This window comes from Streptomyces sp. VTCC 41912 (genome assembly GCF_045799175.1).
Classification (GTDB): domain Bacteria; phylum Actinomycetota; class Actinomycetes; order Streptomycetales; family Streptomycetaceae; genus Streptomyces; species Streptomyces albulus_C.
In genome coordinates this window covers 31165-53830 of the sequence record NZ_JBJMAB010000044.1, presented here as the reverse complement: position 1 = coordinate 53830, position 22666 = coordinate 31165, and the positions used below count along the sequence as shown (strand labels likewise).

Here is a 22666-nt window from a genome sequence, read left to right as displayed (position 1 = left end):
GGCACGAGCCCCTGCGGCTCGTGAAATCGGATGTGAGCCGTGCGGACTCAGAGGGGGGACCGGCACATGTCCAGTGCGGTCAGGGTCGAGACGAAGACCGGTTCGCCGTGTTGGGAGCCGGTGACTTCCACCGTGGTGGTGCCGGGAATCGCGCACGGGGTCCGGCGCGCTTCGATCAGGCAGGGGATGCCGTGCTCCGCATAGCGACGGAACTCCGTGCCGAAGGCATACGGGACGAACGACTCGGGCGCGATCAGTGCGCGGGCGGCCTGCTGCGCCGCATCGAGGAGTGACAGCCCGGGGATGTGATCGTTCTCGGGGTTGACGACCGTGGCGTGTCCGGGCGCGATCCGCAGCAGCCACGTGCCGAACCGGTCGGTGGGGGAGAGCAGCACGTCGTGCTCGGTGACGCTTCCGGTCAACTCCGGGGCCACCGAAGGGCCGGCCGGGCCCGTGGCGCGGCGGGCAGCGAGGCGTTGGCCCCGGAGTCGGCGGTAGACCGCGGGTGTAGTGACGTTCACGCTGGAGTGACCGGTGGCGACGATGCGCCCCCCGGCGCGGAGCGTCATGTCGAATCGGCTGCTGGCCAGTACGCCTGCCCGCACGCGGGTCCTCCGGCAGAGGACGTCGATGGTCAGTCGGGTCGGTGCGTCCCCAAGGACATGGTGTTGCGGGTCCGTCGTGTAGACGAGGTCGTCGAGGATGAAGTGATGGCCGAGCGGTACGCCGAACTCGGCGTGCGACAGCAGCAGACCTGCCTGGCGGATGGTTTCGCCGGCGAGCATGACGTGGTGCCGGCCGTGGCTCGGGACGAAGTACGGGTGATCATGGGGCCACCGGGCATCGACGGTGAAATGGTTCTCGTCGACCCGCCGCCACGACGCGATGAGGATGTCCTCGGCGTGCGGGCGGTGCACGAACGCACCGGGCACGGCGAGGTTTCCGCCGCGCTCCGAGCAGACCGCAGCGGGTCGACTCCGCGCGGGCTGCGTGTGACGTCGGGTCGTAGGCCGATCTGTGGCGCTGACCTGCAACGTGTCGCTCATGACCGCCCCTAGGCATCAATACAGAGGACTTCCGGACAACGGTTAAGATACGTACCATCCGGTTTTCTTTTCAATGCCGATGTCGAGGTGCGGAGCAGCTGTGAATCTGGAGGAGACTTAGGGCGTAGCGAATTGCTGAGAGGCTCAGGCCTTTGAGGGACGGGAGGCGTTCTGTGGCACGTCAGGACCGCGCGATCAGGACTCGGCGAGTGATCTTGGAAGCCGCTGCGTCGGTCTTCGACGAGTTCGGCTTCGACCGCGCGACCATCGCGGAGATCCTCACGCGCGCGGGCGTGACCAAGGGTGCCCTGTATTTCCACTTCCCCTCCAAAGAGGATCTTGCCCTCGCGGTGCTTCACGAACAGGTGCTGGACATCGCCGTACGGCCGCAGGCGATCAAACTGCAGGAGTTCGTGGACGCCGGGCAGATCCTGGCCTACCGGCTCCGCCACGACGCGATCCAGCGTGGTGCCGCCCGTCTCGCCATCGAGCAGAGCTCGAGCCACCTTGACCGCAAGCAGTCGATGTCGGCGTGGTCGTCCTTCGTCGAAGGGCTCCTGAAGGAAGCCAAGGCGCGGGGCGAGGTGATGGGCAGCGTCAACGTACGGGACGCCGCCGAGTTGTTCGTCGGCGCCTTCGCCGGGCTTCAGATGATGTCGAAAGCGTTCACCGACCAGAACGACCTGAGTCAACGGCTCACCGTCTTCTTCGAGCACACCCTTCCCACCATCGCCGTGCCCGCCATACTCGCCAAGCTCCGAGTCGATCCGGAGCGGGGGAAGCAGCTCGACGCGGAACTCCAGCGCCACGCCGTTCTGGAGGACGAAGAGCACCTTGGCGAGGCGGGGTCGAACCTGTTGGACGTGGCGCCGTGACGCAAGCGGTGGCCCGTCGCCCCGCAGCAGATCCAAGGGCGGAAGTTCCGCCGCTGGGCCGGAAAGTCCCTTCTGTCCCGGCGTGACGTCGAGCGGAACGCTCCATCCTTGACCCGTTTCTGATCCCCCCGGCCGGATGAATGTCAGTGGCGTGCGCTTCACTGGATCCAGTGTCAGTGACGAGGCCGGGGGAGAGCCGATGGCTGGGGCGGTGAGCGGAGGCGGGCGCGGATCGAGGGACGCACGGGCCGGTACGGCTCTGGAGTCGCGGGGGACGACCGGCCCTGCCGCGTACGGCAGTTGGCGCAGACCGGGGCGATGTCCGAGGGGCGTGAGGGAGATCACTGCCCAGGGTGCGAGACGGCCCGCTGGCCTGGAATAGCCCCTTGCGTTGAAACGTTCGTCATGCACGTATCAGGGGGTGTATTCCCCTGCCCGCGTAGCGCGCACCGCAGCGCACGGCGCACCCTTTCGCTTGCTCCTGCCGCCCTGGAGGCCGCCCGCATGACCCAGACGACGACCGACCAGCTTCCCGTGAGGACGGCGGACTCCGCCGCCGGACCGCCGCCCGCCCCGCTCCCCGCGAGCGGGCACCGCAGAGCGCGCGCCGGCCTCGTCCCTGTCCTCGCCTTCGCCGGCATCGTCGTCGCGGTGATGCAGACGCTGCTGGTGCCGGTCATCAAGGACCTGCCGACGCTGCTCGGCACCGCCTCCAGCAACGCCACCTGGGTCATGACGGCCACCCTCCTCGCCGGGGCCGTCGCCACCCCCATCATGGGGCGCCTCGGTGACCTCTACGGCAAGCGCCGGATGCTGCTGGCGAGCCTGGCCGTCATGGTCATCGGCTCCCTGATCTGCGGATTCACCAGCCAGTTGCTCATCATGATCGTCGGCCGGGCGCTCCAGGGCTTCGCGATGGGCGCGATACCCCTCGGCATCGGGCTGATGCGTGACGAACTGCCTCGGGAGCGGCTCGGCTCGGCCATGGCCCTGATGAGCTCCTCGATCGGCGTCGGCGGTGGTCTGGCGCTGCCCGTGGCGGCGTTGATCGCCCAACACGCCGACTGGCACACGCTGTTCTTCGCCGCCGCCGGGCTCGGCGTGCTGTCGATGCTGCTCACCCTCTTCGCCGTTCCGGAGACCTCGGTGCGGGCGCCCGGACGCTTCGACATCGCCGGCGCCGTCGGCCTGTCCGCCGGACTCGTCGCCCTCCTGCTGCCGATCACCAAGGGCAGTGACTGGGGTTGGGCATCGACGCGCACCCTCGTCCTGTTCGGGGTCGCCCTGGTGATCCTCGTCCTGTGGGGCGTGATGGAGCTGCGGATCGCCGATCCGCTGGTCGACCTGCGCACCAGCGCCCGGCGCGAGGTGCTGCTCACCAACCTCGCGTCCATCACCGTCGGAGTGGCGTTCTACGCGATCTCGCTGGTGCTGCCGCAACTGCTCCAACTGCCCAAGTCGACCGGTTACGGCCTCGGTCAGTCGATGGTGGTCGCCGGGCTGTGCGTGGCACCGCTGGGGCTGACGATGATGGTCGTGGCGCCGGTGTACGCCCGGATCGCGGCCCGCCGCGGCCCCAAGGTCTCGCTGTTGCTCGGCATGCTGATCATCGGCATCGGCTACGGCGGCGGGATCGGCCTGATGCAGGCCCCCTGGCAGACCGTGATCATCGCGGTGGTGGTCGGCGCGGGCATCGGCCTGGCGTACTCCTCGCTGCCGGCGCTGATCATCGGGGCCGTCGACCCGTCCGAGACCGGCGCGGCCAACGGCCTGAACACCCTGATGCGTTCGATCGGCACCTCCGTGTCCAGCGCCGTGATCGGCATGGTGCTGGCCCACATGTCCGAGCCGCTGGGGCCGGTGGCGGTGCCGACGATGGCCGGGTTCCGGGTCTCGTTCCTGATCGCCACGGCCGCGGTCGTGCTCGGCGTGGTGGTGGCGGCCTTCCTGCCGTCCCAGCGGAAGGCGACCGGCACGCGGGTGGCGCAGAGCGCGGAGGGCGCGCCGGCCGCCGGCCAGGAGTCGACGGCGGTCCGGCCGACGGCTCCTTCCCCGGGTGCGGTCGCGTCCGAGGAGCCGAGCGCGGCCGGGGCGCCGGTCGCGGAGCAGACCGAAGCGGCCGGGGAGATCGGTGCGGGCTTCCGCGGGCGGGTCGTCGATTCCGCGGGTGGGCCGGTCGCGGGCGCCACGGTCACGTTGATCGACCGGCACGGGCAGCAGGCCGGGGTCACCACGGCCGCGGCCGACGGCAGCTATGCACTGGCCGCCCCGACCGCCGGCACGTACGTCCTCACCGGCGCCGCCCCGGGCCACACCCCGCAGGCCGCCTCGGCCACGCACCTCGGCGAGGGCACGGTCGCCGAGGTGCGACTGGCCCTGGTGCCCACCGGCAGCCGGCTCCGCGGCACCCTGCGGGGCGGTCCGGACGGCGCGGCGCTGACCGGCGCCGGCGTGGTGGTCACCGACGGCCGGGGCGACGTGGTGACCTGCACGTCGACCGACGCCGACGGGCACTGGGAGGTGGGCCAGCTGCCGGACGGTGACTACACGCTCGTCCTCAGCGCCGCGGGGCACCAGCCGGAGGCCCGTGCGGTGCAGTTGACCGGCGGTGACGGGGCGGACTCCCCGAACCGGCCGGGCAGCCAGGACGTGCGGTTGCGGCCGACCGCCACGGTGCGCGGTACCGTCCGCGGGCCCGACGGACGGCCGTTGGCGGATGCCGCCGTGACGCTGCTGGAGGACGGCACGGTCACCGGCCACACCGTCACCGGCGCGGACGGCGCCTACGCCTTCGCAGACCTGAAGGGCCGTCAGTACACGCTGTCGGCGGCCGGGTATCCGCCGCACGCGGAGCCCATATCCCTGACCGGCGGCGCCGACGAGCGACTGGACCTCGACTTGGCCCAACCGGGTGCCGCCGGCGGGCGCTGACGCCCCACCGCGACGCCCCCACCGCGACGACCCTCCCCGTCGGCCCCGCCCGCCGCGGCCGACGGGGCGTCGTCCCGGACCGGCGGCCGGGGGAGCCTGCCTGTCATGGGCGGGGAGTCGTCAACTCCGCTTTTTCATACGCCAGTTGAGAGGTTGAAGACCCCGCCCGGGAGGGGGTGAGGGCCGGCCCTCGGCGGTGAGGCTCCGCCCGGCGGGCGTCGCCCCGCGGCAACCGTCGGCCCGCGCGCGTAATCCCCAGGCGGGCCTCCGCGCCTACGCCCGGGCCGCTGCCCCGCCACCTTCGCGCTCGACCCCTCCGCGCCGCCTCCGCCCCGGCCCCCGGTGTCGGCCCGCGCCACTCCCGCGCGCCCGGCCGTCATCGGGCGGAGCGGAGGAGTGCCACCGCAGGGGGCCGGTCCGGAAACGCCGTCAGGTGCGGACGGCGCGGCGCCAAGGTAGCGCGGCCGGGTGACCGGTGGCCCGTGGCCGGAAAGCGCCGTCGCCGTGCAACCCCGGCGTCAAGGAGAGCGTCTCGTCCACACCCTATGGTGGGATTTCGGTCGAGTGCGGACCCCCGGTCCGCCCCGAGCGCGCAGCGACTCCCTCGGCACCGGCGCTCGGGGATCGGCCCTGCGCACTTACCAGGGGCATGGGACCGCGAGGTGGGGCGCCTGGGAATTCATGGGTTTTCTGAGGCCCGTGAGCAGGAAGGCTGAAACGGCCGAACCTCGTAGTGCCGCGCCCGCAACCGCGCGGATTTCTGCGAGCCTGGGCGGCGCACCGGAGTTCCACCTGGTCACACCGGGCGCCGGAGCAGCGTCGAGCCGGGCGTGCGGCCTCGTTAGCGGGGTGTTAGTGCCTCGTTAGCGGACCAGCAGTGCCCGGGAGCACGCTGGAAGAGCAACGGACGGACCGTACGCACCCACTGATACGAGGGTACCCACCAACCCCAGACGAGGGGGACTCATGTCGCTCACCTTCAAGACCCTCGGCCGCGGCCGCCGTGTCGCCGCCGGATCGCTGATCGCCGTCACCGCGCTGACGCTCTCCGCCTGCCAGAACGGCACGGACGGCGCGTCGAAGTCCTCCTCGGCCGCGGCGCCCGCCACGTCCAGCGCGAACGGTGCGCCGTCGGCCGGTGGCAGTGCGCAGTCCGCCGGCAACGGCGCCCGGCCCTCCGGCGTGGCCAAGCCCACCGCCGGCTCCCCCGGGGTCCCCAACGCGAGCAAGGCCAACCCCTCGGGCATGACCGACCCGGACCGCTGCACCGCCGCGAACATGTCGCTGCACATGGGCCGCACCGACATCGGCGCGGGCAACATCCGGGTGCCGCTGGTCTTCACCAACAAGGGCAAGAAGGCGTGCTCGCTGCGCGGCTTCCCGGGCGTCTCGCTGATCCAGCGCGACGGTTCGTCGGTCGGCACGCCGGCCTCCCGCGAGGGCGGCGCCGGCGGCAGCGTGCGGCTGCAGCCCGGACAGAGCGCGCACGCGGTGCTGCACACGGTCAACGAGGGCGTCTCGGACATCCCGTGCTGGAAGAACTCGCAGATCGTGTTCGTCTACCCGCCCGGCTCCAAGGAGTCCATGACCACCGGCAGCAGCGGGCTGCGGGTGTGCGGCGGCACCTTCACCGTCACCACGGTGGAGGCGGGAGTGCCGTCCTGACGGCAGTCCCTCCCTGGGCCCGAGGGCCGTTCCGGTGCTGGTGCGTCACCGGAACGGCCCTCGTCGGCTCTCCTCGTCTCCCCGGCGGTGTTACCAAGGTGAACGGAAGCCGTGCCGAGTGCTTCCGCTGCCCACCTCCCCGAGGAGGCACATCGCCATGGATGCCGCACCTGCCACCGCGACCGCCCCGTCCGCCCGGAAGGACGAGGAAGAGTCCCCGATCCACATCCTCTGGATCAACGCCGGTCTGAGCTGCGACGGTGACTCGGTCGCGCTGACCGCCGCGACCCAACCGAGCATCGAAGAGATCGCCCTGAGCGTGCTGCCGGGTCTGCCGAAGATCCAGGTGCACTGGCCACTGATCGACTTCGAGTGCGGGCCCACCCAGGGCGCGGACACCTTCATCGAGTGGTTCTTCAAGGGCGAGCGGGGTGAGATCGACCCGTTCGTGCTGGTCGTCGAGGGGTCCATCCCCAACGAAGCCATCAAGCCGGAGGGTTACTGGTGCGGCTTCGGCGACAACCCGGAGACCGGGCAGCCGATCACCACCAGTGAGTGGATCGACCGGCTGGCCCCCAAGGCGCTCGCCGTCGTCGCCATCGGCACCTGCGCCACCTACGGCGGCATCCACGCCATGGCCGGCAACCCGACCGGCGCCATGGGTGTGCCCGACTACCTGGGCTGGGACTGGAAGTCCAAGGCCGGCATCCCGATCGTGTGCGTGCCGGGCTGCCCGATCAAGCCGGACAACTTCTCCGAGACCCTGGTCTACCTGCTCTACCAGGCGGCCGGCGCGGCCCCGATGATCCCGCTGGACGACCAGCTGCGCCCCACCTGGCTCTTCGGCGAGACCGTCCACGAGGGCTGCGACCGGGCCGGTTACTACGAACAGGGCCAGTTCGCCACGACCTACGACTCGCCCAAGTGTCTGGTGAAGATCGGTTGCTGGGGTCCCGTGGTCAAATGCAATGTGCCCAAGCGGGGCTGGATGGACGGCATCGGCGGCTGCCCCAACGTCGGCGGGGTCTGCATCGCCTGCACCATGCCCGGCTTCCCCGACAAGTTCATGCCGTTCATGGACGAGCCGCCCGGCGCCAAGCTCTCCAGCACCGCCAGTTCCGCCTACGGCAACGTCGTCCGCCGACTGCGCGGCATCACCGCCCGGACCGTGGACCACGAACCCAAGTGGCGGCACCGCGGCGAGCAGCTGACCACCGGCTACCGCCGGCCCTGGTGACCCCACCCCTACCCGACGCTCCGTCAGATCCCCACACCGGCACGCGAAGAAGGGCATGGCAGAGAAATGGCACCGAAGACCAAGACGGCCGGTGACGGCAGCGGTCTGACGGAGATGTCCTGGGACCCGATCACCCGGATCGTGGGCAGCCTGGGCATCCACACCAAAATCGACTTCAAGCAGAAGCGCGTCGCCGAGTGCTACAGCACCTCGTCGGTCTTCCGCGGCTACAGCGTCTTCATGCGCGGCAAGGACCCGCGCGACGCGCACTTCATCACCAGCCGCATCTGCGGCATCTGCGGCGACAACCACGCGACCTGTTCCGTCTACGCGCAGAACATGGCCTACGGCGTCAAGCCCCCGCACCTCGGCGAGTGGATCATCAACCTCGGCGAGTCCGCGGAGTACATGTTCGACCACAACATCTTCCAGGAGAACCTGGTCGGGGTCGACTACTGCGAGAAGATGGTGCGGGAGACCAATCCGGGCGTCTGGGAGCTGGCCCAGCGCACCGAGGCCCCGCACGCCGGCGAGCACGGCTACCGCACCATCGCCGACATCATGACCTCCCTCAACCCCATCGAGGGCGAGTTCTACCGCGAGGCGCTCCAGGTCAGCCGCTACACCCGGGAGATGTTCTGCCTGATGGAGGGGCGCCACGTGCACCCCTCCACGCTCTACCCGGGCGGCGTGGGCACGGTGGCCAGCGTCCAGCTCTTCACCGACTACCTCAGCCGGCTGATGCGCTACGTCGAGTTCATGAAGCGCGTGGTGCCGCTCCACGACGACCTCTTCGACTTCTTCTACGAGGCGTTGCCCGGCTACGAGGAGGTCGGCCGGCGGCGGGTGCTGCTCGGCTGTTGGGGTGCGCTCAACGACCCCGAGCACTGCGACTTCACCTACCGCAACATGACGGACTGGGGCCGGCGGATGTTCGTCACCCCGGGCATCATCGTGGACGGCAAGCTCGTCACCAACGACCTCACCGAGATCAACCTCGGCATCCGCATCCTGCTCGGCAGCTCCTACTACCAGGACTGGGAGGGCCAGGAGCAGTTCGTCACCCACGACCCGCTCGGCAACCCCGTCGACCCGCGCCACCCCTGGAACCAGCACACCATCCCCGCCCCGCAGAAGCGGGACTTCAACGACAAGTACAGCTGGGTGATGTCGCCGCGCTGGTTCGACGGCAAGGAGCACCTGGCGCTGGACACCGGCGGCGGCCCGATCGCCCGCCTGTGGTCCACCGCGCTCTCCGGGCTCGTCGACACCCCGTACGTCAAGGCCACCGGCAACAGCGTCGTCATCGACCTGCCGCGCAGCATGACCCGGCCCGAGACCCGCTTCGAGTGGAAGATCCCGAAGTGGAGCAACGCGCTGGAGCGCAACCGGGCCCGCACCTACTTCCAGGCGTACGCGGCGGCCATGGCGCTGCACTTCGCCGAGCAGGGGCTGGAGGAGGTGCGCGCCGGGCGCACCCAGACGTGGGAGAAGTTCGAGGTGCCCGACGAGTCCATCGGGTGCGGCTTCACCGAGGCGGTGCGCGGCGTCCTGTCGCACCACATGGTGATCCGCGACGGGAAGATCGCCAACTACCACCCGTACCCGCCGACGCCGTGGAACGCCAGCACCCGCGACTCCTACGGCACCCCCGGCCCCTACGAGGACGCCGTCCAGAACACCCCGATCTTCGAGGAGAACTCCCCGGAGAACTTCAAGGGCATCGACATCATGCGGGCGGTGCGCAGCTTCGACCCGTGCCTGCCCTGCGGCGTGCACATGTACGTCGGCGGCCGGACCGTCGAGACCATGCACGTTCCCACCGGGCTGAGCGGGCTGGCCGGATGACCGCGCCCGTCGCCGCCCCGGACGCCGAACTGACCGGCCGTCGGGTCGAGGAACTGCTGGACCGGCTCGCCGGGCAGGGCGACGCCGCGACGGTGCAGACCGCCGAGGAACTCGTCCGGGTCCTGATGGACTTCTACGGCGCGGGGCTGACCCGCGTCATGCAGTTGGTCGAGCGGCGCACCGGTGACGCCGGCCCGCGGGCCGCGCTGTTGGGCGACGCCCTCGTCAGCAGCCTGTTGGTGCTGCACGACCTGCACCCCGAGGACGCCGCCACCCGGATCGACCGGGCGCTGTCCAGCGCCCGGAGCCAGGACGCGGTCACCGTCGAGGAGTTCGTCCCGGAGACCGGGGCGCTGCGGTTGGTGGAGAGCGCCTCCGGCGGCTGCGGGTGCGGCGGCGGGGCCGACCGGTCCGCGGTCGAGGGCGCGCTGTCGTGCTTCGTGCCGGAGGTGACCTCGGTCGGGTGGGAGACCCGGGCCACCGTGCCGGAGCCGCCCCTGCTCCAGATCTCCCGCCGTCCGCCGACCGCCGCCCCGGCGACGTGAGCGCCCCGCGGACCGCCGCCGCCCACCGGGGCCTGCGGCGCTTCCGGGCCCCCGCGCCCCCGCTGCCCGAACGCTGCGAACTGTGCGGCACCGAACTCGGCGGCCGGCACCGCCACCTCGTCGACACCCGCAACCGCGGACTGGCCTGCGCCTGCCCGCACTGCGCGCTGCTCTTCGAGCGGCCCGGGGCCGGCGGCGGGCAATTCCGCACCGTGCCGGACCGCTTCCTGTCCGACCCCGCGCACCGCCTCGACGAAGCCGTCTGGGACCGGCTGCGGATCCCCGTCGGCGTCGCCTTCCTGCTGGACAACACCGCCCTGGGCCGGGTGGTGGCGCTCTACCCCAGCCCGGCCGGCGCCACCGAGAGCGAACTCGACCCGACCGCCTGGCAGGCCGTCCGCGACGCCACCCGCCTCGCCGACCTGCTCGCACCCGACGTCGAGGCCCTGCTGCTGCACCGCGACGACGACCGCACCGACTGCCATCTGATCCCGGTCGACCTCGCCTACGAACTCACCGGCCGGCTGCGCCTGCTGTGGCGCGGCTTCGACGGCGGCGCCGAGGCCCGCGCCGCCCTGGCGGACTTCTTCGCCGACATCACCCACCGGGCCCGCGAACCGCGCGAGGAGGCCCGGCGGCCGTGACCGAGCTGTCCTTCGACTGCACCGGCGTCCGCGCCGACCGCTACGCCGCCGCCCCGACGCTCCTCTTCCGGCTGCGGATCACCGCCGCCGACGGGGCGCGGGTGCACGCCCTGGCACTGCGCTGCCAGTTGCGCATCGAACCGGCCCGCCGCGACTACGACGACGAGGAGACCGCCGCGCTCGCCGACCTCTTCGGCGCCCGGTCCCGGTGGGGCAACACCCTCAAGCCCCTCCAGTTCGCCCAGGTCTCCCAGGTGGTCCCCGGCTTCACCGGCGAGACCGAGGTGGACCTGCCGGTCCCGTGCAGCTACGACCTGGAGGTCGCCGCCGGCCGCTACGTGCACGCCCTGCGCGACGGCGAGGTACCGCTGCTGCTGCTCTTCTCCGGCACCGTCTTCTCCGGCCCGGGCGGCTTCCAGGTCTCCCCGGTGCCCTGGCACAAGGAAGCCGAGTGCCGGCTGCCGACCGCCGTGTGGCGGGAGATGACCGACACCCACTTCCCCGGCTGCGGCTGGCTGCGGCTGCCGCGGGAGAGCCTGGACGCGCTGTTGGCGTTCCGGTCCCGGCACGCCCTGCCGTCCTGGGAGGCCACCGTCGCGGCGCTGCTGGCCGCCGCGGAGGGCAGCGGGCCGGGAACCCGGGGCTTCCCCAGCGCCGTCGTCCGCCCCGCCACCGAAAGGACCGCACCGTGACCACCTCCGCGCCCACGGACACCCCGGCGGACCGGTTCGCCGCCGCCCGGCAGGTCGCGGACGCCGTGCTCTTCGAGGGCTACGTCCTCTACCCCTACCGGGCGTCCGCCGCCAAGAACCGGCTGCGCTGGCAGTTCGGCGTCCTCGTGCCGCCGGGCTGGGGCGCCGACCGGGCCGAACCCTCCCACCAGCGCACCGAATGCCTCGTCGAACCCCGCGCCGGCGCCCGGCTCGCCGTCGAGCTGCGGTTCCTGCGCGCCCAGCGCCGCACCGTCCAACGGCGGTGCCCCGACGGGGAGTTCGAGGACGTCGCGGAACTGGAGCTGCCCGACCGGGTGCTGGTCCCCTGGGACGAGGGCACCGAGGAACGCTGCCCGCTCGACGTGGCGGTCGCCGACCTCGTCGGGGACGGCGTCACCGTCCCGCTGGTCTGGCCCCCGGGCGAGGACACCGAGCCGGTGCACGACGCGGACGGCCGGGTCGTCGGCCGGCTGGTGCGCCGCCGCGCGGAGATCAGCGCGGTGCTGCGGCTGACCGCGCAGGAGATCGCCGGCCCGTACGCGGTGCTGAAGCTGACCGCGACGGTGCGCAACACCAGCGGCTGGGTCCCGGACCCGGCGGCGGACGACCGGGACGCGGCGCTGCCCCGCTCCCTCGTCGCCGCGCACCTGTTCCTCGGCGTGACGGCCGGTCGGTTCCACTCCCAGACCGACCCGCCCGAATGGGCCCGCGGCGCGGTCGCCGACTGCCGCAACGAACACACCTGGCCGGTGCTGGCCGGTCCGCCCGGGAGCGCCGAGGTGATGCTGTCCGCCCCGATCATCCTGGAGGACCACCCGGCGATCGCCCCCGAGAGCCCCGGGGCGCTCTACGACGCCCTGGAGATCGACGAGATCCTCGCGCTGCGCACCGCGGCCCTGACCGACCAGGAGAAGCGCGAGGCCCGCGGCACCGACCCCCGGGCCGCCGAGGTGATCGACCTCGCCGACGGCATGCCGCCCGAGGTGCTGGAGCGCCTGCACGGTGCCGTCCGGGCGCTGCGCGAGGTCACCGGACCCGACCCGGCGCCGGAACCGGCCCGCCCCGACACGCCCTGGTGGGATCCGGGCGCCGACCGCGACGTGGACCCGCTCACCGACCGGATCACCCTCGACGGCCGCTCGGTCGGGGCCGGCAGCCGCGTCGTCCTGCGCCCCGGACGCCGCCGCACCGACGCCCAGGACCTCTTCCTGCACGGCCGCGCCGCGCAGGTCGAGGCGGTGCTGCACGACGTGGACGGCGGGGTGCACCTCGCGGTGACCGTCGACGGCGACCCGGGCGCCGACATCCGGCGCGAACAGGGCCGGTTCCTCTACTTCCAACCCGACGAACTCGCGCCCCTGGAGAACGAGTGAGCAGCGCCCCGCCCGCCACCCCGCCGTCCGGCCGCACGCTCGTCGCGGGTGTCGGCAACATCTTCCTCGGCGACGACGGCTTCGGCGTCGAGGCGGTCCGCGCGCTCGGGGCGCACGCCCTGCCCGACGGGGTGGAACTCGTCGACGCCGGCGTCCGCGGCGTACACCTCGCCTACCGGATGCTGGACGGCTACGCGACGGTGCTGCTGGTGGACGCCGCGGCGCGCGGCGGCGAGCCCGGCTCGCTCTACCTCCTCGACGCCACCGACCCCGCCGACGCCGCCCCCCGCCCCGGCAACACCCCGATCGACGCCCACCACATGACCCCGGACGCCGTCCTGGCGCTGCTCGACACGCTCAGCGCGGGCACCGGCGCGCGGCGCCCGGAACGCGTCCTGGTCGTCGGCTGCGAACCCGCCGACACCGACGAAGGGATCGGCCTGAGCGCGCCGGTCGCCGCCGCCGTCGACGAGGCCGTTCGCCTCGTGCTGCGGCTGGTCGGCGCCGACGCCGACGCATCGGAGCCGGCCGCCACCGCTGCCCCGGCCACCACGGAGAGGAACACCACACCATGTTGAAGCTCGCCCTCGGCGGCGTCCTGGCCGCCGCCCTCGCCCTCGCCCTGCGCAACCTGCCCGACGTCAGGCGCTACCTGCGGATGCGCGCCATGTGACGCGAGCCGGTCCCACGGGTGGCGGGTGCGGCTGCACCGAACGGTGTATGCCGCAGCGCCGCCCCGGCGAGGCACCCGGGACGCCCGGGTGCCGCACCGTCTAATGAGGCCAGCGGCAACCGGTCGGCACACCAGAGAGAGACGGGCCGATGCACGAGATGTCCATCGCGCTGGCGGTCATCGACCAGGTGGAGAGCGCGGTACGGCCCGCCGGCGCGACCGCGGTCAGCCGCGTCCGACTCCAGGTCGGCGAACTGGCCGGCGTGGTCCCCGACGCCCTGGCCTTCTCCTTCCAACTCGCCTGCGAGGGCACGGTCCTGGCCGGCGCCGAGCTGATCACCGAACCGGTCGCGGCCCGCGCCCGCTGCGCCTCCTGCGACCGGACCTGGCCGGCGGGCATGCCGCCGCGCCTGAGTTGCCCCGGGTGCGGCGGGGCGTCCGTGGAGCTGCTGTCCGGCCGCGAACTGCGGATCGCCGACGTCAGCTGGCTGGACGCCCCGGCACCCCCTCCGACGCACGAGGAGCGCTGATCCCATGTGCCGTGTCCTTGACCTGCAGCAGGCCGTGCTCGCCAAGAACGACGCCTGCGCCCACACCCTGCGCGAGGAGCTGGCGGCGCGCGGAACCGCGGTCGTCAACCTGCTCTCCAGTCCGGGCAGCGGCAAGACCGCCCTGCTGGAACGCGAACTGACCCTGGCCAGGGAACGCGGGGTGCCGGTCGCGGCGCTCACCGCCGACCTCGCCACCGAGAACGACGCGGTCCGCCTGGCCCGCTCCGGCGTCCCCGTCAAGCAGGTGCTCACCGACGGCCTGTGCCACCTGGAGGCCGAGATGCTCGGCGGGCACCTGGACGGTTGGCTGCCCACCGGCACCCGGCTGCTGTTCGTCGAGAACGTCGGGAACCTGGTCTGTCCCGCCTCCTACGACCTGGGGGAGACGCTGCGGGTGGTGCTCGCGTCGGTGACCGAGGGCGAGGACAAACCGCTCAAGTACCCCACTGCCTTCGGCCTGGCCCACCTGGTGCTGGTCACCAAGACCGACATCGCGGCGGCGGTGGAGTTCGACGAGGCGGCGTTCCGCGCCAACGTGGAGCGGGTCAACCCCGGTGCCGAGGTGGTCCGCACCTCGGTCCGCGGCGGCGAGGGCGTCGGAACGCTGCTGGACCGGGCGCTGGCCGCCCGGGACGACGGGCCGGCGCACATCCCGGTGATGACCCGCCAGTCGCACCACGTGCACGACGACCGCGAGGACCGGATCGGCGACCGCGGCACGGTGGGGTCGAGCCGCTCATGACCGTCGGGCAGCCCGGTGCACGCACCGCTCCACAGGGTCTCGCGCCCTCCCCCGAGGTGTCGACTCCGCTGCCGCAGGCCGGCGCCGGAAGCGCGGGGCGGGCGCCGATCGCCGGAGCGTTGCGCACCGTGCGCCCTGTCGAGGTCGACGCGGCCGCCGCCCGCCGTCGGATCACCGTGCGCGGCATCGTCCAGGGCGTCGGTTTCCGCCCGTTCGTCCACGGACTCGCCACCGAGCTGGGGTTGAGCGGACACGTCAGCAACACCGGCGAGGGCGTGGTCACCGAGGTCGAGGGACCACCGGGCGCGCTGCACCACTTCGGTACCCGACTACGGGCCGAGGCGCCGCCGTTGGCGGTCGTGGAGGCGGTGGACGGCGAGGACATCGCGGTCACCGGCGGCACCGGCTTCGCCATCCTCCCCTCCCACGCCCACGGCCCCGCCCGCACCCTGGTCGCGCCGGACGCCGCCACCTGCGACGCCTGCCTGGCGGAGCTGACCGACCCGGCCGACCGCCGCTACCGGCACCCCTTCGTCACCTGTACGCACTGCGGTCCCCGCTTCACCATCGTGCGGGCGCTGCCCTACGACCGCGCCCAGACCACCATGGCCGGCTTCCCCATGTGCCCGCGCTGCGCGGCCGAGTACGCCGATCCGGCCGACCGGCGGTTCCACGCCCAGCCCGTCGCCTGCCACGACTGCGGCCCGCGGCTGCACCTGCTCGCCGCCGACCGGGACGACCCCGGCGGTGCGCCGCGCCCGGTGCCAGGCGACCCGGTGGCGGGGGCCCGGCGGCTGCTCGCCGAGGGCGCGATCGTCGCCGTCAAGGGGCTCGGCGGCTACCACCTGGTGTGCGACGCGGGCAACGACCGCTCGGTGCGGGAACTGCGGCGTCGCAAGGCGCGCGGCGACAAACCGTTCGCGTTGATGGCCCGTCATGTCGACGACGCGGCACGGCTGGTGGAACTCGGGGCGGAGGAACGGGCGCTGCTCACCGGGCCGGTGCGGCCGATCGTGCTGGTGCGCCGGCGCGCCGGCGGGCCCGCGCCCGGGGCGCCCGCGGTCGCCGAGGCGGTCGCCCCCGGCTGCCCCGACCTCGGGCTGATGCTGCCCTACACCCCGCTGCACCACCTGCTGTTCGGCCTGCCGGGCGACCCGCCCGGACCCAGGTTGCTGGTGATGACCAGCGGCAACGTGGCCGGTGACCCGCTCGTCATCGACGACGCCGACGCGGTGGTGCGACTGGCGAACCTGGCGGACGCCTGGCTCGGCCACGACCGGGCGATCCAGGTCCCGTGCGACGACTCGGTGGTCCGGATCAGCGACGGCGAACCGCTGTACGTCCGGCGCTCGCGCGGCTGCGCACCGTACCCGGTGCCCCTCCCGGTGCCGGTGCGGCCGGCGCTGGCCACCGGCGGCGACCTCAAGACCGTGCTGTGCCTGGGGGAGGGGCGCCGGGCCTGGCTGTCCGCGCACATCGGCGACATGGACGACCTGGCCACCCAGCTGGCGTTCGAACGGGCCGGCGCGCATCTGGAGACCCTCACCGGGGTCCGGCCGCGGTTGTTCGCCACCGACCTGCACCCCGCCTACCGCACCGGCCAGTGGGCCCGCCGGCACACCGCCGGCCGGCCGCTGGTCCGGGTCCAGCACCACCACGCCCACATCGCCGCGGCCATGGCCGAACACGGGCTGGACGGCCGGCAGCCGGTGATCGGTGTCGCCTTCGACGGCACCGGCTACGGCGACGACGGCGCGATCTGGGGCGGCGAGATCCTGCTCGCCGACTACGCCGGATACCGTCGCTTCGCCCACCTCGACTACGTCCCGCAGCCCGGTGGCGACGCCGCGGTCCGTCGCCCCTACCGGATGGCCCTCGCCCACCTGCACGCCGCGGGCCTGCCCTGGACCGCGGAGCTGCCGCCGGTCGTCGCCTGCCCACCGGACGAACTGCGACTGCTGGAACGTCAGTTGGCGCGCGACATCAACTGCGCGCCGACGTCCAGCATGGGCCGGCTGTTCGACGCGGTCTCCTCGCTCGCCGGGATCTGCCACCACGCCGGCTACGAGGCCCAGGCCGCCGTCGCGCTGGAGGCCGCCGCCCGCAGCGCCGGCGACGACCGCGGCCCCGGCTACACCTTCGCGCTGCGCACCGGCGCCGCGGCCGGCGGGGGCGCCGCGCTGGTCGCCGTCCCCGGCCCGGTCCTCGCCGCGGTCGTCGAGGACGTGTCCGCCGGCACCGACCCGGCGCTGGTCGCGGCCCGCTTCCACACCGCGGTCGCCGCACTGGTCCGGCGCTGCTGCGGGCTGGCCCGGGAACGCACCGGCCTGTCGACCGTGGCACTGACCGGCGGGGTCTTCGGCAACGCGCCGCTGGCCGAGACCGCGGCCCGGATGCTGCGGCAGGACGGCTTCACCGTGCTGCGGCACCGGCTGGTCCCGCCCAACGACGGCGGGCTGGCGCTCGGCCAACTGCTGGTCGCGGCCCGCCGGCGCGGCGCCTGACCCCCACGAACCCGCATCCGCACCCGCACGACGAGGAGGAGCCATGTGCCTGGCGGTGCCCGGCAAGGTGATGGAGATCGAGGAACGGGACGGTACCCGGATGGCCACCGTCGACTTCGGCGGGGTGGTCAAGGAGGTATGCCTGGAATACGTGCCGGACCTCGCGGTCGGCGAGTACGCGATCGTCCACGTGGGCTTCGCGCTCCAGCGGCTCGACGAGGAGTCGGCCCGGCGGACCCTGGCCCTGTTCGAGGAACTCGGCCTGCTCCAGGAGGAGTTCGGCGATCCGTGGGAAGCGGCCGCCGGCCAGGACGGACCACAGGCGCAGGAGGCGCGGCAGTGAAGTACCTCGACGAGTTCCAGAACCCGGAGCTGGCCCGGCGACTGCTGGACGACATCCGGGCCACGGTGACCCGCCCGTGGGCGCTGATGGAGGTCTGCGGCGGCCAGACACACACCATCATCCGGCACGGCATCGACCAACTCCTGCCCGAAGAAGTCGAGTTGATCCACGGGCCGGGGTGCCCGGTGTGCGTCACGCCGTTGGCCGTCATCGACAAGGCGCTGGAGATCGCCGCCCGCCCCGACGTGATCTTCTGCTCGTTCGGCGACATGCTCCGGGTGCCGGGCACCGGCCGCGACCTGTTCCGGGTGCGCAGCGAGGGCGGCGACGTCCGCGTGGTCTACTCCCCGCTCGACGCCCTGAAGATCGCCCAGCAGAACCCCGAGCGCGAGGTGGTGTTCTTCGGCATCGGCTTCGAAACCACCGCTCCGCCCAACGCCATGACGGTCTATCAGGCCCGCAAGCTGGGCATCCGCAACTTCAGCATGCTGGTCTCGCACGTCCGGGTACCGCCCGCGATCGAGGCGATCATGACCTCGCCCAGCTGCCGGGTCCAGGCGTTCCTGGCCGCCGGACACGTGTGCAGCGTGATGGGCATGGACGAGTACCCGGAGTTGGCCGACCGCTTCCGGGTGCCGATCGTCGTCACCGGCTTCGAACCGCTGGACATCCTGGAGGGCATCCGCCGCACCGTCCGTCAACTGGAGCGCGGCGAGCACACCGTCGACAACGCCTATCCGCGGGCCGTCCGCGCCGACGGCAACCCGGCCGCCCGGGCCATGCTCGCCGACGTCTTCGAGGTCACCGACCGGTCCTGGCGCGGCATCGGCACCATCCCCGCCAGCGGCTGGCGGCTCTCCGAGCGCTACCGCGACTACGACGCCGAACACCGCTTCTCGGTCCAGGGCATCGCCACCCGCGAGCCCGCGGCCTGCCGCAGCGGCGAGGTCCTGCAAGGGCTGATCAAACCCCACGAGTGCGAGGCGTTCGGCACCACCTGTACCCCGCGCAACCCGCTCGGGGCCACCATGGTCTCCAGCGAGGGCGCCTGCGCCGCCTACTTCCTGTACCGCCGGCTCGGCAGCACGCCGACCCCCTTGGAGGCGACCCCCGTTGTCTGACACCACCCCCCAGGCCCCCACCGCCGCGCCCGGCCCGCGGGACCTGCCCACCGTCGACATCACCGGCTGGACCTGCCCGACGCCGCTGCGCGAGACGCCGCGCGTCGTCATGGGGCACGGCGGGGGCGGGGCGCTCTCCGCCGAGCTCGTCCAGCAGATCTTCGCGCCGGCGTTCGGCGGTGAACTCCTCGCCCAGCTCGGCGACTCCGCGGTGTTCGCGCTCGGCGGGCAGCGGCTGGCGTTCTCCACCGACTCCTACGTCGTGCGGCCGCTGTTCTTCCCCGGCGGCAGCATCGGTGACCTGGCGGTCAACGGCACGGTCAACGACCTCGCCATGAGCGGCGCCCGGGCCGCCTACCTCTCCTGCGGCTTCATCCTGGAGGAGGGCGTGGAGATGCCGGTGGTCGCCGGCGTCGCGGACGCGATGGGCGCCGCGGCCCGGGCCGCCGGCGTGGAGGTGGCCACCGGGGACACCAAGGTCGTCGAGGCCGGCCGCGGTGACGGGATCTACCTCAACACCGCCGGCATCGGGGTGGTCCCGGCCGGCGTGGACCTGCGTCCGCAGCGGGTGGTGCCCGGGGACGTGGTGATCGTCAGCGGGCCCATCGGCCTGCACGGCGTGGCCATCATGAGCGTCCGCGAGGGCCTGGAGTTCGGCGTCGAGATCGAGAGCGACTGCGCGGCGCTCGGCGGACTCGTCCAGACCATGCTCGCCGTCACCCCCGACCTGCACGTGCTGCGCGACCCCACCCGCGGCGGTCTGGCCGCCGCGCTCAACGAGATCGCCACCGCCTCCGCCACCGGCGTGGTCATCGACGAGCGCGCCGTGCCCGTCCCGCCGGCCGTCGCCAACGCCTGCGCGATCCTCGGCCTCGACCCGATGTACGTCGCCAACGAGGGCAAGTTGGTCGCGTTCGTCCCCCGCGAGCACGCCGACGCGGTGCTGGACGCGATGCGCGCCCACCCGCTGGGCTCCGGCGCCGCGGTGATCGGTGAGGCGGTCGCCGCCCACCCCGGCATGGTGGTGGCCCGCACGCCGCTCGGCGGCACGCGGGTGGTCGACCTGCCGCTGGGCGAGCAACTGCCGCGGATCTGCTGAACCGGATCTCCCGAGCCGGACCTGCCGGGCCCGGGCGGCGGTCGACGGACCGGGGCCGGCCCGCCCGCTGACCTCCGCGCGCACCGCCGCTACGGTGTGCGGACATGAGTCGGTCATCGATCGCGGTGCACCACGTGCGGGCGGCGCTGGGCGGGGCGCGGCGGCTCGGCATCGACCCCGCGCCGCTGCTCCAGGCCGCCGGGATCCCGCCGCTGCTGCTCGCCGACGACGGGGCCCGGATCACCGCGGACCAGTTCACCCGCCTGATCCGGGCCCTGCACCGGGCCACCGACGACGAGTTCCTGGGCCTCGGCCCGGTCCGCAGCCGTCGCGGCACCTTCGCCATGATGTGCCAGACCTGTCTGGACTGCCCGGACCTCGGCTCCGCCCTGGACCGGGCCACCCGCTTCTACGGGCTCTTCCCCGGCGGCCCCGACCTGGCCGTGCAGGCCGGTCCGGACGACGGGCTCGCCGTCTTCACCGTCCGCAGCGCGCTGCACCGGCACGACGAGGCGGCCTTCCTCGCCGCCTGCCTGCTGCTCATCTGGCACCGGCTCGCCGGCTGGTTGATCGGTCGCCGCATCCCGCTGCACTGGGTCGGGTTCGCCCATCCGGCGCCGGCCCACGCCGACGAGTACCCCGACCTGTTCGGCTGCCCGGTCCGCTTCGGGGCCCCGCACACCGCGGCCGGCTGGGACGCCCACTGGCTCACCGCACCGGTCGTCCGGGACCGGGCGGCGCTGGCCGCGCTGCTGCGCCGCGCCCCGGCCGACCTGTTGGCCCGCCGCGACTACGGCACGACCGTCGCCGAGCAGGTGCGCCGTACCCTCGCCCAGGCGCTGCGGTCCCCGGCGCCTACCCGGCTGCCGCAGGCCGGTGAGGTCGCGGCCCGGCTCGCGGTCAGCCCGGCGACGCTGCGGCGCCGGCTGCGCGCCGAGGGCACCTCGTACCAGCGGCTCAAGGACGCGGTGCGCCGGGACGCCGCGCTCACCGCACTGGCCGCCGGGCGGGAGCCGATCGCCGCGGTCGCCGCCCGGATCGGCTTCTCCGAGGACCCCGCCTTCCACCGTGCCTTCCGCCGCTGGACCGGCACCACCCCCGGCGCCTACCGGCTGGCCGGCGCCGGCCCACCCGGCGGCGAACCGTCCACCGCCCCCCGCGGCCAGCGAAGCTGAGCGTTCCGGCCAGCGCCCGGGCACCCGCAGGTCACTACGGTCGGCCCGACCACCCCGGCACACAGGTCAGTTGGGAGAGCCGCATGCACCTCCGCGCCACCGCACTGGGCACCGCCGCCGCGCTGGCCCTGTCGCTCGGCACCGCAGGTTCCGCCGTCGCGGACCCGCCGCGGGCCGCGGCCGACCGGCCCGGCGACGTCGTGACGTCCACCCCCACCGCGTTCCACCCGCTGCCCGGCCAGCCGACCCGGACTCGCGCCTGGCACCTCACGTACCGCTCGACCAGCGCCAAGGGCACGCCCAACACCGTCTCCGGCACCGTCATCGTGCCCGACGACGGCCGCACCGGGCCCCGCCCGCTGGTGACCTACGCGGTCGGCACGGTCGGCCTCGCCGACGCCTGCGCCCCCTCGGCCGGATTCCCCAAGGGCACCACCATGGAGGCGAACCTCATCCAGCAACTCACCGCCCGCGGCTGGGCGGTCGCGGTCACCGACTACGAGGGGCTGGGCACCCCCGGCGAGCACACCTACACCGTCGGGCGCGCCGAGGGGCAGGCCGTGCTGGACGCCGCCCGGGCCGCCGAGCGGCTGCCCGAGGCGGCCGCCGCCGGCGTCACCGCGGACTCCCCGGTCGGCATCATGGGCTACTCCCAGGGCGGGCAGGCCAGTAGCTGGGCCGCCGAACTCCACCGGAGCTACGCGCCCGAACTCCGCGTCGAGGGCACCGCGACCGGCGGCGTCCCGGCCGACCTGCGCGAGGTGGCGGCCGCCGACGACGGCGGCATCGGCGCCGGCCTGATCCTGATGGCCGCCATCGGCCAGAACGCGGCCTTCCCCGAACTGCACTTGGACACGTACCTCAACGACCGGGGCCGGCGCGCCGTCGCCTTCCTGCGCGAGCACTGCGTGGCGATCGACGTCGCCGCCGAACTCTTCCGGAAGGTCTCCGACGTCACCGTCACCAACCCGCTGGAACGACCGGACTGGCAGGCGCGCCTGCGGGAATCCACGCTCGGCACCCGGACGCCCGACGCGCCCGTGTACCTGTACCACGGAACCGCCGACGAGCTGATCCCGTACGCCGTCGGCGCCCGGCTGCGCGCCGAGTGGTGCGCCAGGGGCGCCCGCGTCCAGTGGACCTCGATCCCGCTCGGCGAGCACGTGCTCGGCGCGATCGTGGGGGCGGCTCCGGCCGCCGACTGGCTCGCCGACCGCTTCGCGGGACGGCCGGCGCCCGACAACTGCACGTGAGGTAACGGTAGTTGCCCGGGCGGCTCTGGGCGCGGTACGCCGTGGGGGCCCGCGTTCGTGACGTCGATCGGGATGCGCCACGGGCGCTCGCCGCGCGGTGCGGCCAGGTGGGGCGCCGCGTCAGCGGGGAAGGGCGCCGGGACGCGGGCGGCGGTCGGGGTGCTGTGAGCGGGCGTGCGCGGCCGGTTCGCGCCGCTGCACCGACTGATCCCCGGATTGGTATGGACATGCTCACATGTCCGCTCGTAGGGTGACCTGGTCTAGACCGCCGTCCTCGTCAGTCGCTACGCCTGACGGCTACCGACGGCACGTCAACACGCACCTCTCG

General features: G+C 73.3%; 20 protein-coding genes. 19 read left to right on the top strand and 1 reads right to left on the bottom strand.

Features of this window, described 5'->3' with window-relative positions; translation table 11 throughout:
• Positions 1-47 precede the first annotated feature (47 nt).
• A complete protein-coding gene (locus ACJ6WD_RS36140; protein ID WP_407617353.1) occupies positions 48-932 on the bottom strand; it encodes a ScbA/BarX family gamma-butyrolactone biosynthesis protein in 885 nt (294 codons plus the stop codon).
• A gap of 287 nt (positions 933-1219) precedes the next feature.
• Between ACJ6WD_RS36140 and ACJ6WD_RS36135 the strand changes: the two genes are divergently transcribed.
• The 19 genes from ACJ6WD_RS36135 to ACJ6WD_RS36045 all read left to right on the top strand — a co-directional run bounded on the left by ACJ6WD_RS36135 (position 1220) and on the right by ACJ6WD_RS36045 (position 22338).
• The gene (locus ACJ6WD_RS36135) at positions 1220-1921 is read left to right on the top strand and encodes a ScbR family autoregulator-binding transcription factor (protein WP_376445705.1); all 702 of its coding nucleotides are present in this window, start codon (positions 1220-1222) and stop codon (positions 1919-1921) included.
• A 504-nt stretch (positions 1922-2425) separates the two neighbouring features.
• Complete coding sequence (locus ACJ6WD_RS36130) at positions 2426-4852, top strand: MFS transporter (protein WP_407617352.1); 2427 nt, start codon at positions 2426-2428, stop codon at positions 4850-4852.
• Between the two features lie 966 nt (positions 4853-5818).
• Positions 5819-6517 (top strand): DUF4232 domain-containing protein, encoded by a 699-nt coding sequence (locus tag ACJ6WD_RS36125; RefSeq protein ID WP_233661025.1) that lies wholly within the window; start codon positions 5819-5821, stop codon positions 6515-6517.
• 157 nt (positions 6518-6674) lie between these two features.
• The gene (locus ACJ6WD_RS36120; RefSeq protein ID WP_016573947.1) at positions 6675-7754 is read left to right on the top strand and encodes a cytochrome C3-like [NiFe] hydrogenase small subunit; all 1080 of its coding nucleotides are present in this window, start codon (positions 6675-6677) and stop codon (positions 7752-7754) included.
• A 66-nt stretch (positions 7755-7820) separates the two neighbouring features.
• Positions 7821-9602: a nickel-dependent hydrogenase large subunit gene (locus ACJ6WD_RS36115; protein ID WP_016573948.1), complete on the top strand. Its 1782-nt coding sequence runs from the start codon at positions 7821-7823 to the stop codon at positions 9600-9602.
• A complete protein-coding gene (locus tag ACJ6WD_RS36110; protein ID WP_331247940.1) occupies positions 9599-10147 on the top strand; it encodes a hypothetical protein in 549 nt (182 codons plus the stop codon). Before ACJ6WD_RS36115 ends, ACJ6WD_RS36110 begins: the two co-directional genes overlap by 4 nt.
• Positions 10144-10791, top strand: a complete 648-nt coding sequence (locus ACJ6WD_RS36105; RefSeq protein WP_016573950.1) for a DUF5947 family protein — start codon at positions 10144-10146, stop codon at positions 10789-10791. Before ACJ6WD_RS36110 ends, ACJ6WD_RS36105 begins: the two co-directional genes overlap by 4 nt.
• Positions 10788-11483 (top strand): DUF6084 family protein, encoded by a 696-nt coding sequence (locus tag ACJ6WD_RS36100; protein WP_233661027.1) that lies wholly within the window; start codon positions 10788-10790, stop codon positions 11481-11483. Before ACJ6WD_RS36105 ends, ACJ6WD_RS36100 begins: the two co-directional genes overlap by 4 nt.
• A complete protein-coding gene (locus ACJ6WD_RS36095) occupies positions 11480-12877 on the top strand; it encodes a hypothetical protein (protein WP_331247942.1) in 1398 nt (465 codons plus the stop codon). The genes ACJ6WD_RS36100 and ACJ6WD_RS36095 overlap by 4 nt, the downstream gene beginning before the upstream one ends.
• Positions 12874-13455, top strand: a complete 582-nt coding sequence (locus tag ACJ6WD_RS36090) for a hydrogenase maturation protease (protein WP_331247943.1) — start codon at positions 12874-12876, stop codon at positions 13453-13455. The genes ACJ6WD_RS36095 and ACJ6WD_RS36090 overlap by 4 nt, the downstream gene beginning before the upstream one ends.
• A complete protein-coding gene (locus ACJ6WD_RS36085; RefSeq protein ID WP_020930701.1) occupies positions 13449-13550 on the top strand; it encodes a DUF6893 family small protein in 102 nt (33 codons plus the stop codon). Before ACJ6WD_RS36090 ends, ACJ6WD_RS36085 begins: the two co-directional genes overlap by 7 nt.
• Positions 13551-13699: 149 nt before the next feature.
• Positions 13700-14080 carry a hydrogenase maturation nickel metallochaperone HypA gene (locus tag ACJ6WD_RS36080; protein ID WP_016570318.1) on the top strand — a complete coding sequence of 127 codons (381 nt, stop codon included), beginning with the start codon at positions 13700-13702 and terminating at the stop codon, positions 14078-14080.
• A gap of 4 nt (positions 14081-14084) precedes the next feature.
• Positions 14085-14843 carry a hydrogenase nickel incorporation protein HypB gene (gene hypB / locus ACJ6WD_RS36075; protein ID WP_233661030.1) on the top strand — a complete coding sequence of 253 codons (759 nt, stop codon included), beginning with the start codon at positions 14085-14087 and terminating at the stop codon, positions 14841-14843.
• On the top strand, positions 14840-17347 hold the full coding sequence (hypF, locus tag ACJ6WD_RS36070) for a carbamoyltransferase HypF (protein ID WP_407617351.1): 2508 nt from the start codon (positions 14840-14842) through the stop codon (positions 17345-17347). The genes hypB and hypF overlap by 4 nt, the downstream gene beginning before the upstream one ends.
• A gap of 43 nt (positions 17348-17390) precedes the next feature.
• Positions 17391-17690 carry a HypC/HybG/HupF family hydrogenase formation chaperone gene (locus ACJ6WD_RS36065; protein ID WP_016570315.1) on the top strand — a complete coding sequence of 100 codons (300 nt, stop codon included), beginning with the start codon at positions 17391-17393 and terminating at the stop codon, positions 17688-17690.
• Positions 17687-18811, top strand: coding sequence for a hydrogenase formation protein HypD (hypD, locus tag ACJ6WD_RS36060; RefSeq protein WP_407617350.1), 1125 nt, complete (start codon positions 17687-17689; stop codon positions 18809-18811). The genes ACJ6WD_RS36065 and hypD overlap by 4 nt, the downstream gene beginning before the upstream one ends.
• Positions 18804-19910: a hydrogenase expression/formation protein HypE gene (gene hypE, locus ACJ6WD_RS36055; RefSeq protein WP_331247945.1), complete on the top strand. Its 1107-nt coding sequence runs from the start codon at positions 18804-18806 to the stop codon at positions 19908-19910. The genes hypD and hypE overlap by 8 nt, the downstream gene beginning before the upstream one ends.
• Before the next feature lie 104 nt (positions 19911-20014).
• A complete protein-coding gene (locus ACJ6WD_RS36050) occupies positions 20015-21085 on the top strand; it encodes an AraC family transcriptional regulator ligand-binding domain-containing protein (protein ID WP_407617349.1) in 1071 nt (356 codons plus the stop codon).
• A gap of 83 nt (positions 21086-21168) precedes the next feature.
• Positions 21169-22338 carry a lipase family protein gene (locus ACJ6WD_RS36045; protein ID WP_331247947.1) on the top strand — a complete coding sequence of 390 codons (1170 nt, stop codon included), beginning with the start codon at positions 21169-21171 and terminating at the stop codon, positions 22336-22338.
• The last annotated feature ends 328 nt before the right edge of the window (positions 22339-22666 follow it).

Bases quoted from the DNA above. Each gene is read 5' to 3' on its own strand.
- ACJ6WD_RS36130 (WP_407617352.1), top strand. From the start codon at position 2,426: ATGACCCAGACGACGACCGACCAGCTTCCCGTGAGGACGGCGGACTCC.
- ACJ6WD_RS36125 (WP_233661025.1), top strand. From the start codon at position 5,819: ATGTCGCTCACCTTCAAGACCCTCGGCCGCGGCCGCCGTGTCGCCGCC.
- ACJ6WD_RS36120 (WP_016573947.1), top strand. From the start codon at position 6,675: ATGGATGCCGCACCTGCCACCGCGACCGCCCCGTCCGCCCGGAAGGAC.
- ACJ6WD_RS36115 (WP_016573948.1), top strand. From the start codon at position 7,821: ATGGCACCGAAGACCAAGACGGCCGGTGACGGCAGCGGTCTGACGGAG.
- ACJ6WD_RS36110 (WP_331247940.1), top strand. From the start codon at position 9,599: ATGACCGCGCCCGTCGCCGCCCCGGACGCCGAACTGACCGGCCGTCGG.
- ACJ6WD_RS36085 (WP_020930701.1), top strand. From the start codon at position 13,449: ATGTTGAAGCTCGCCCTCGGCGGCGTCCTGGCCGCCGCCCTCGCCCTC.
- ACJ6WD_RS36080 (WP_016570318.1), top strand. From the start codon at position 13,700: ATGCACGAGATGTCCATCGCGCTGGCGGTCATCGACCAGGTGGAGAGC.
- hypB (WP_233661030.1), top strand. From the start codon at position 14,085: ATGTGCCGTGTCCTTGACCTGCAGCAGGCCGTGCTCGCCAAGAACGAC.
- hypF (WP_407617351.1), top strand. From the start codon at position 14,840: ATGACCGTCGGGCAGCCCGGTGCACGCACCGCTCCACAGGGTCTCGCG.
- ACJ6WD_RS36065 (WP_016570315.1), top strand. From the start codon at position 17,391: ATGTGCCTGGCGGTGCCCGGCAAGGTGATGGAGATCGAGGAACGGGAC.
- ACJ6WD_RS36050 (WP_407617349.1), top strand. From the start codon at position 20,015: ATGAGTCGGTCATCGATCGCGGTGCACCACGTGCGGGCGGCGCTGGGC.
- ACJ6WD_RS36045 (WP_331247947.1), top strand. From the start codon at position 21,169: ATGCACCTCCGCGCCACCGCACTGGGCACCGCCGCCGCGCTGGCCCTG.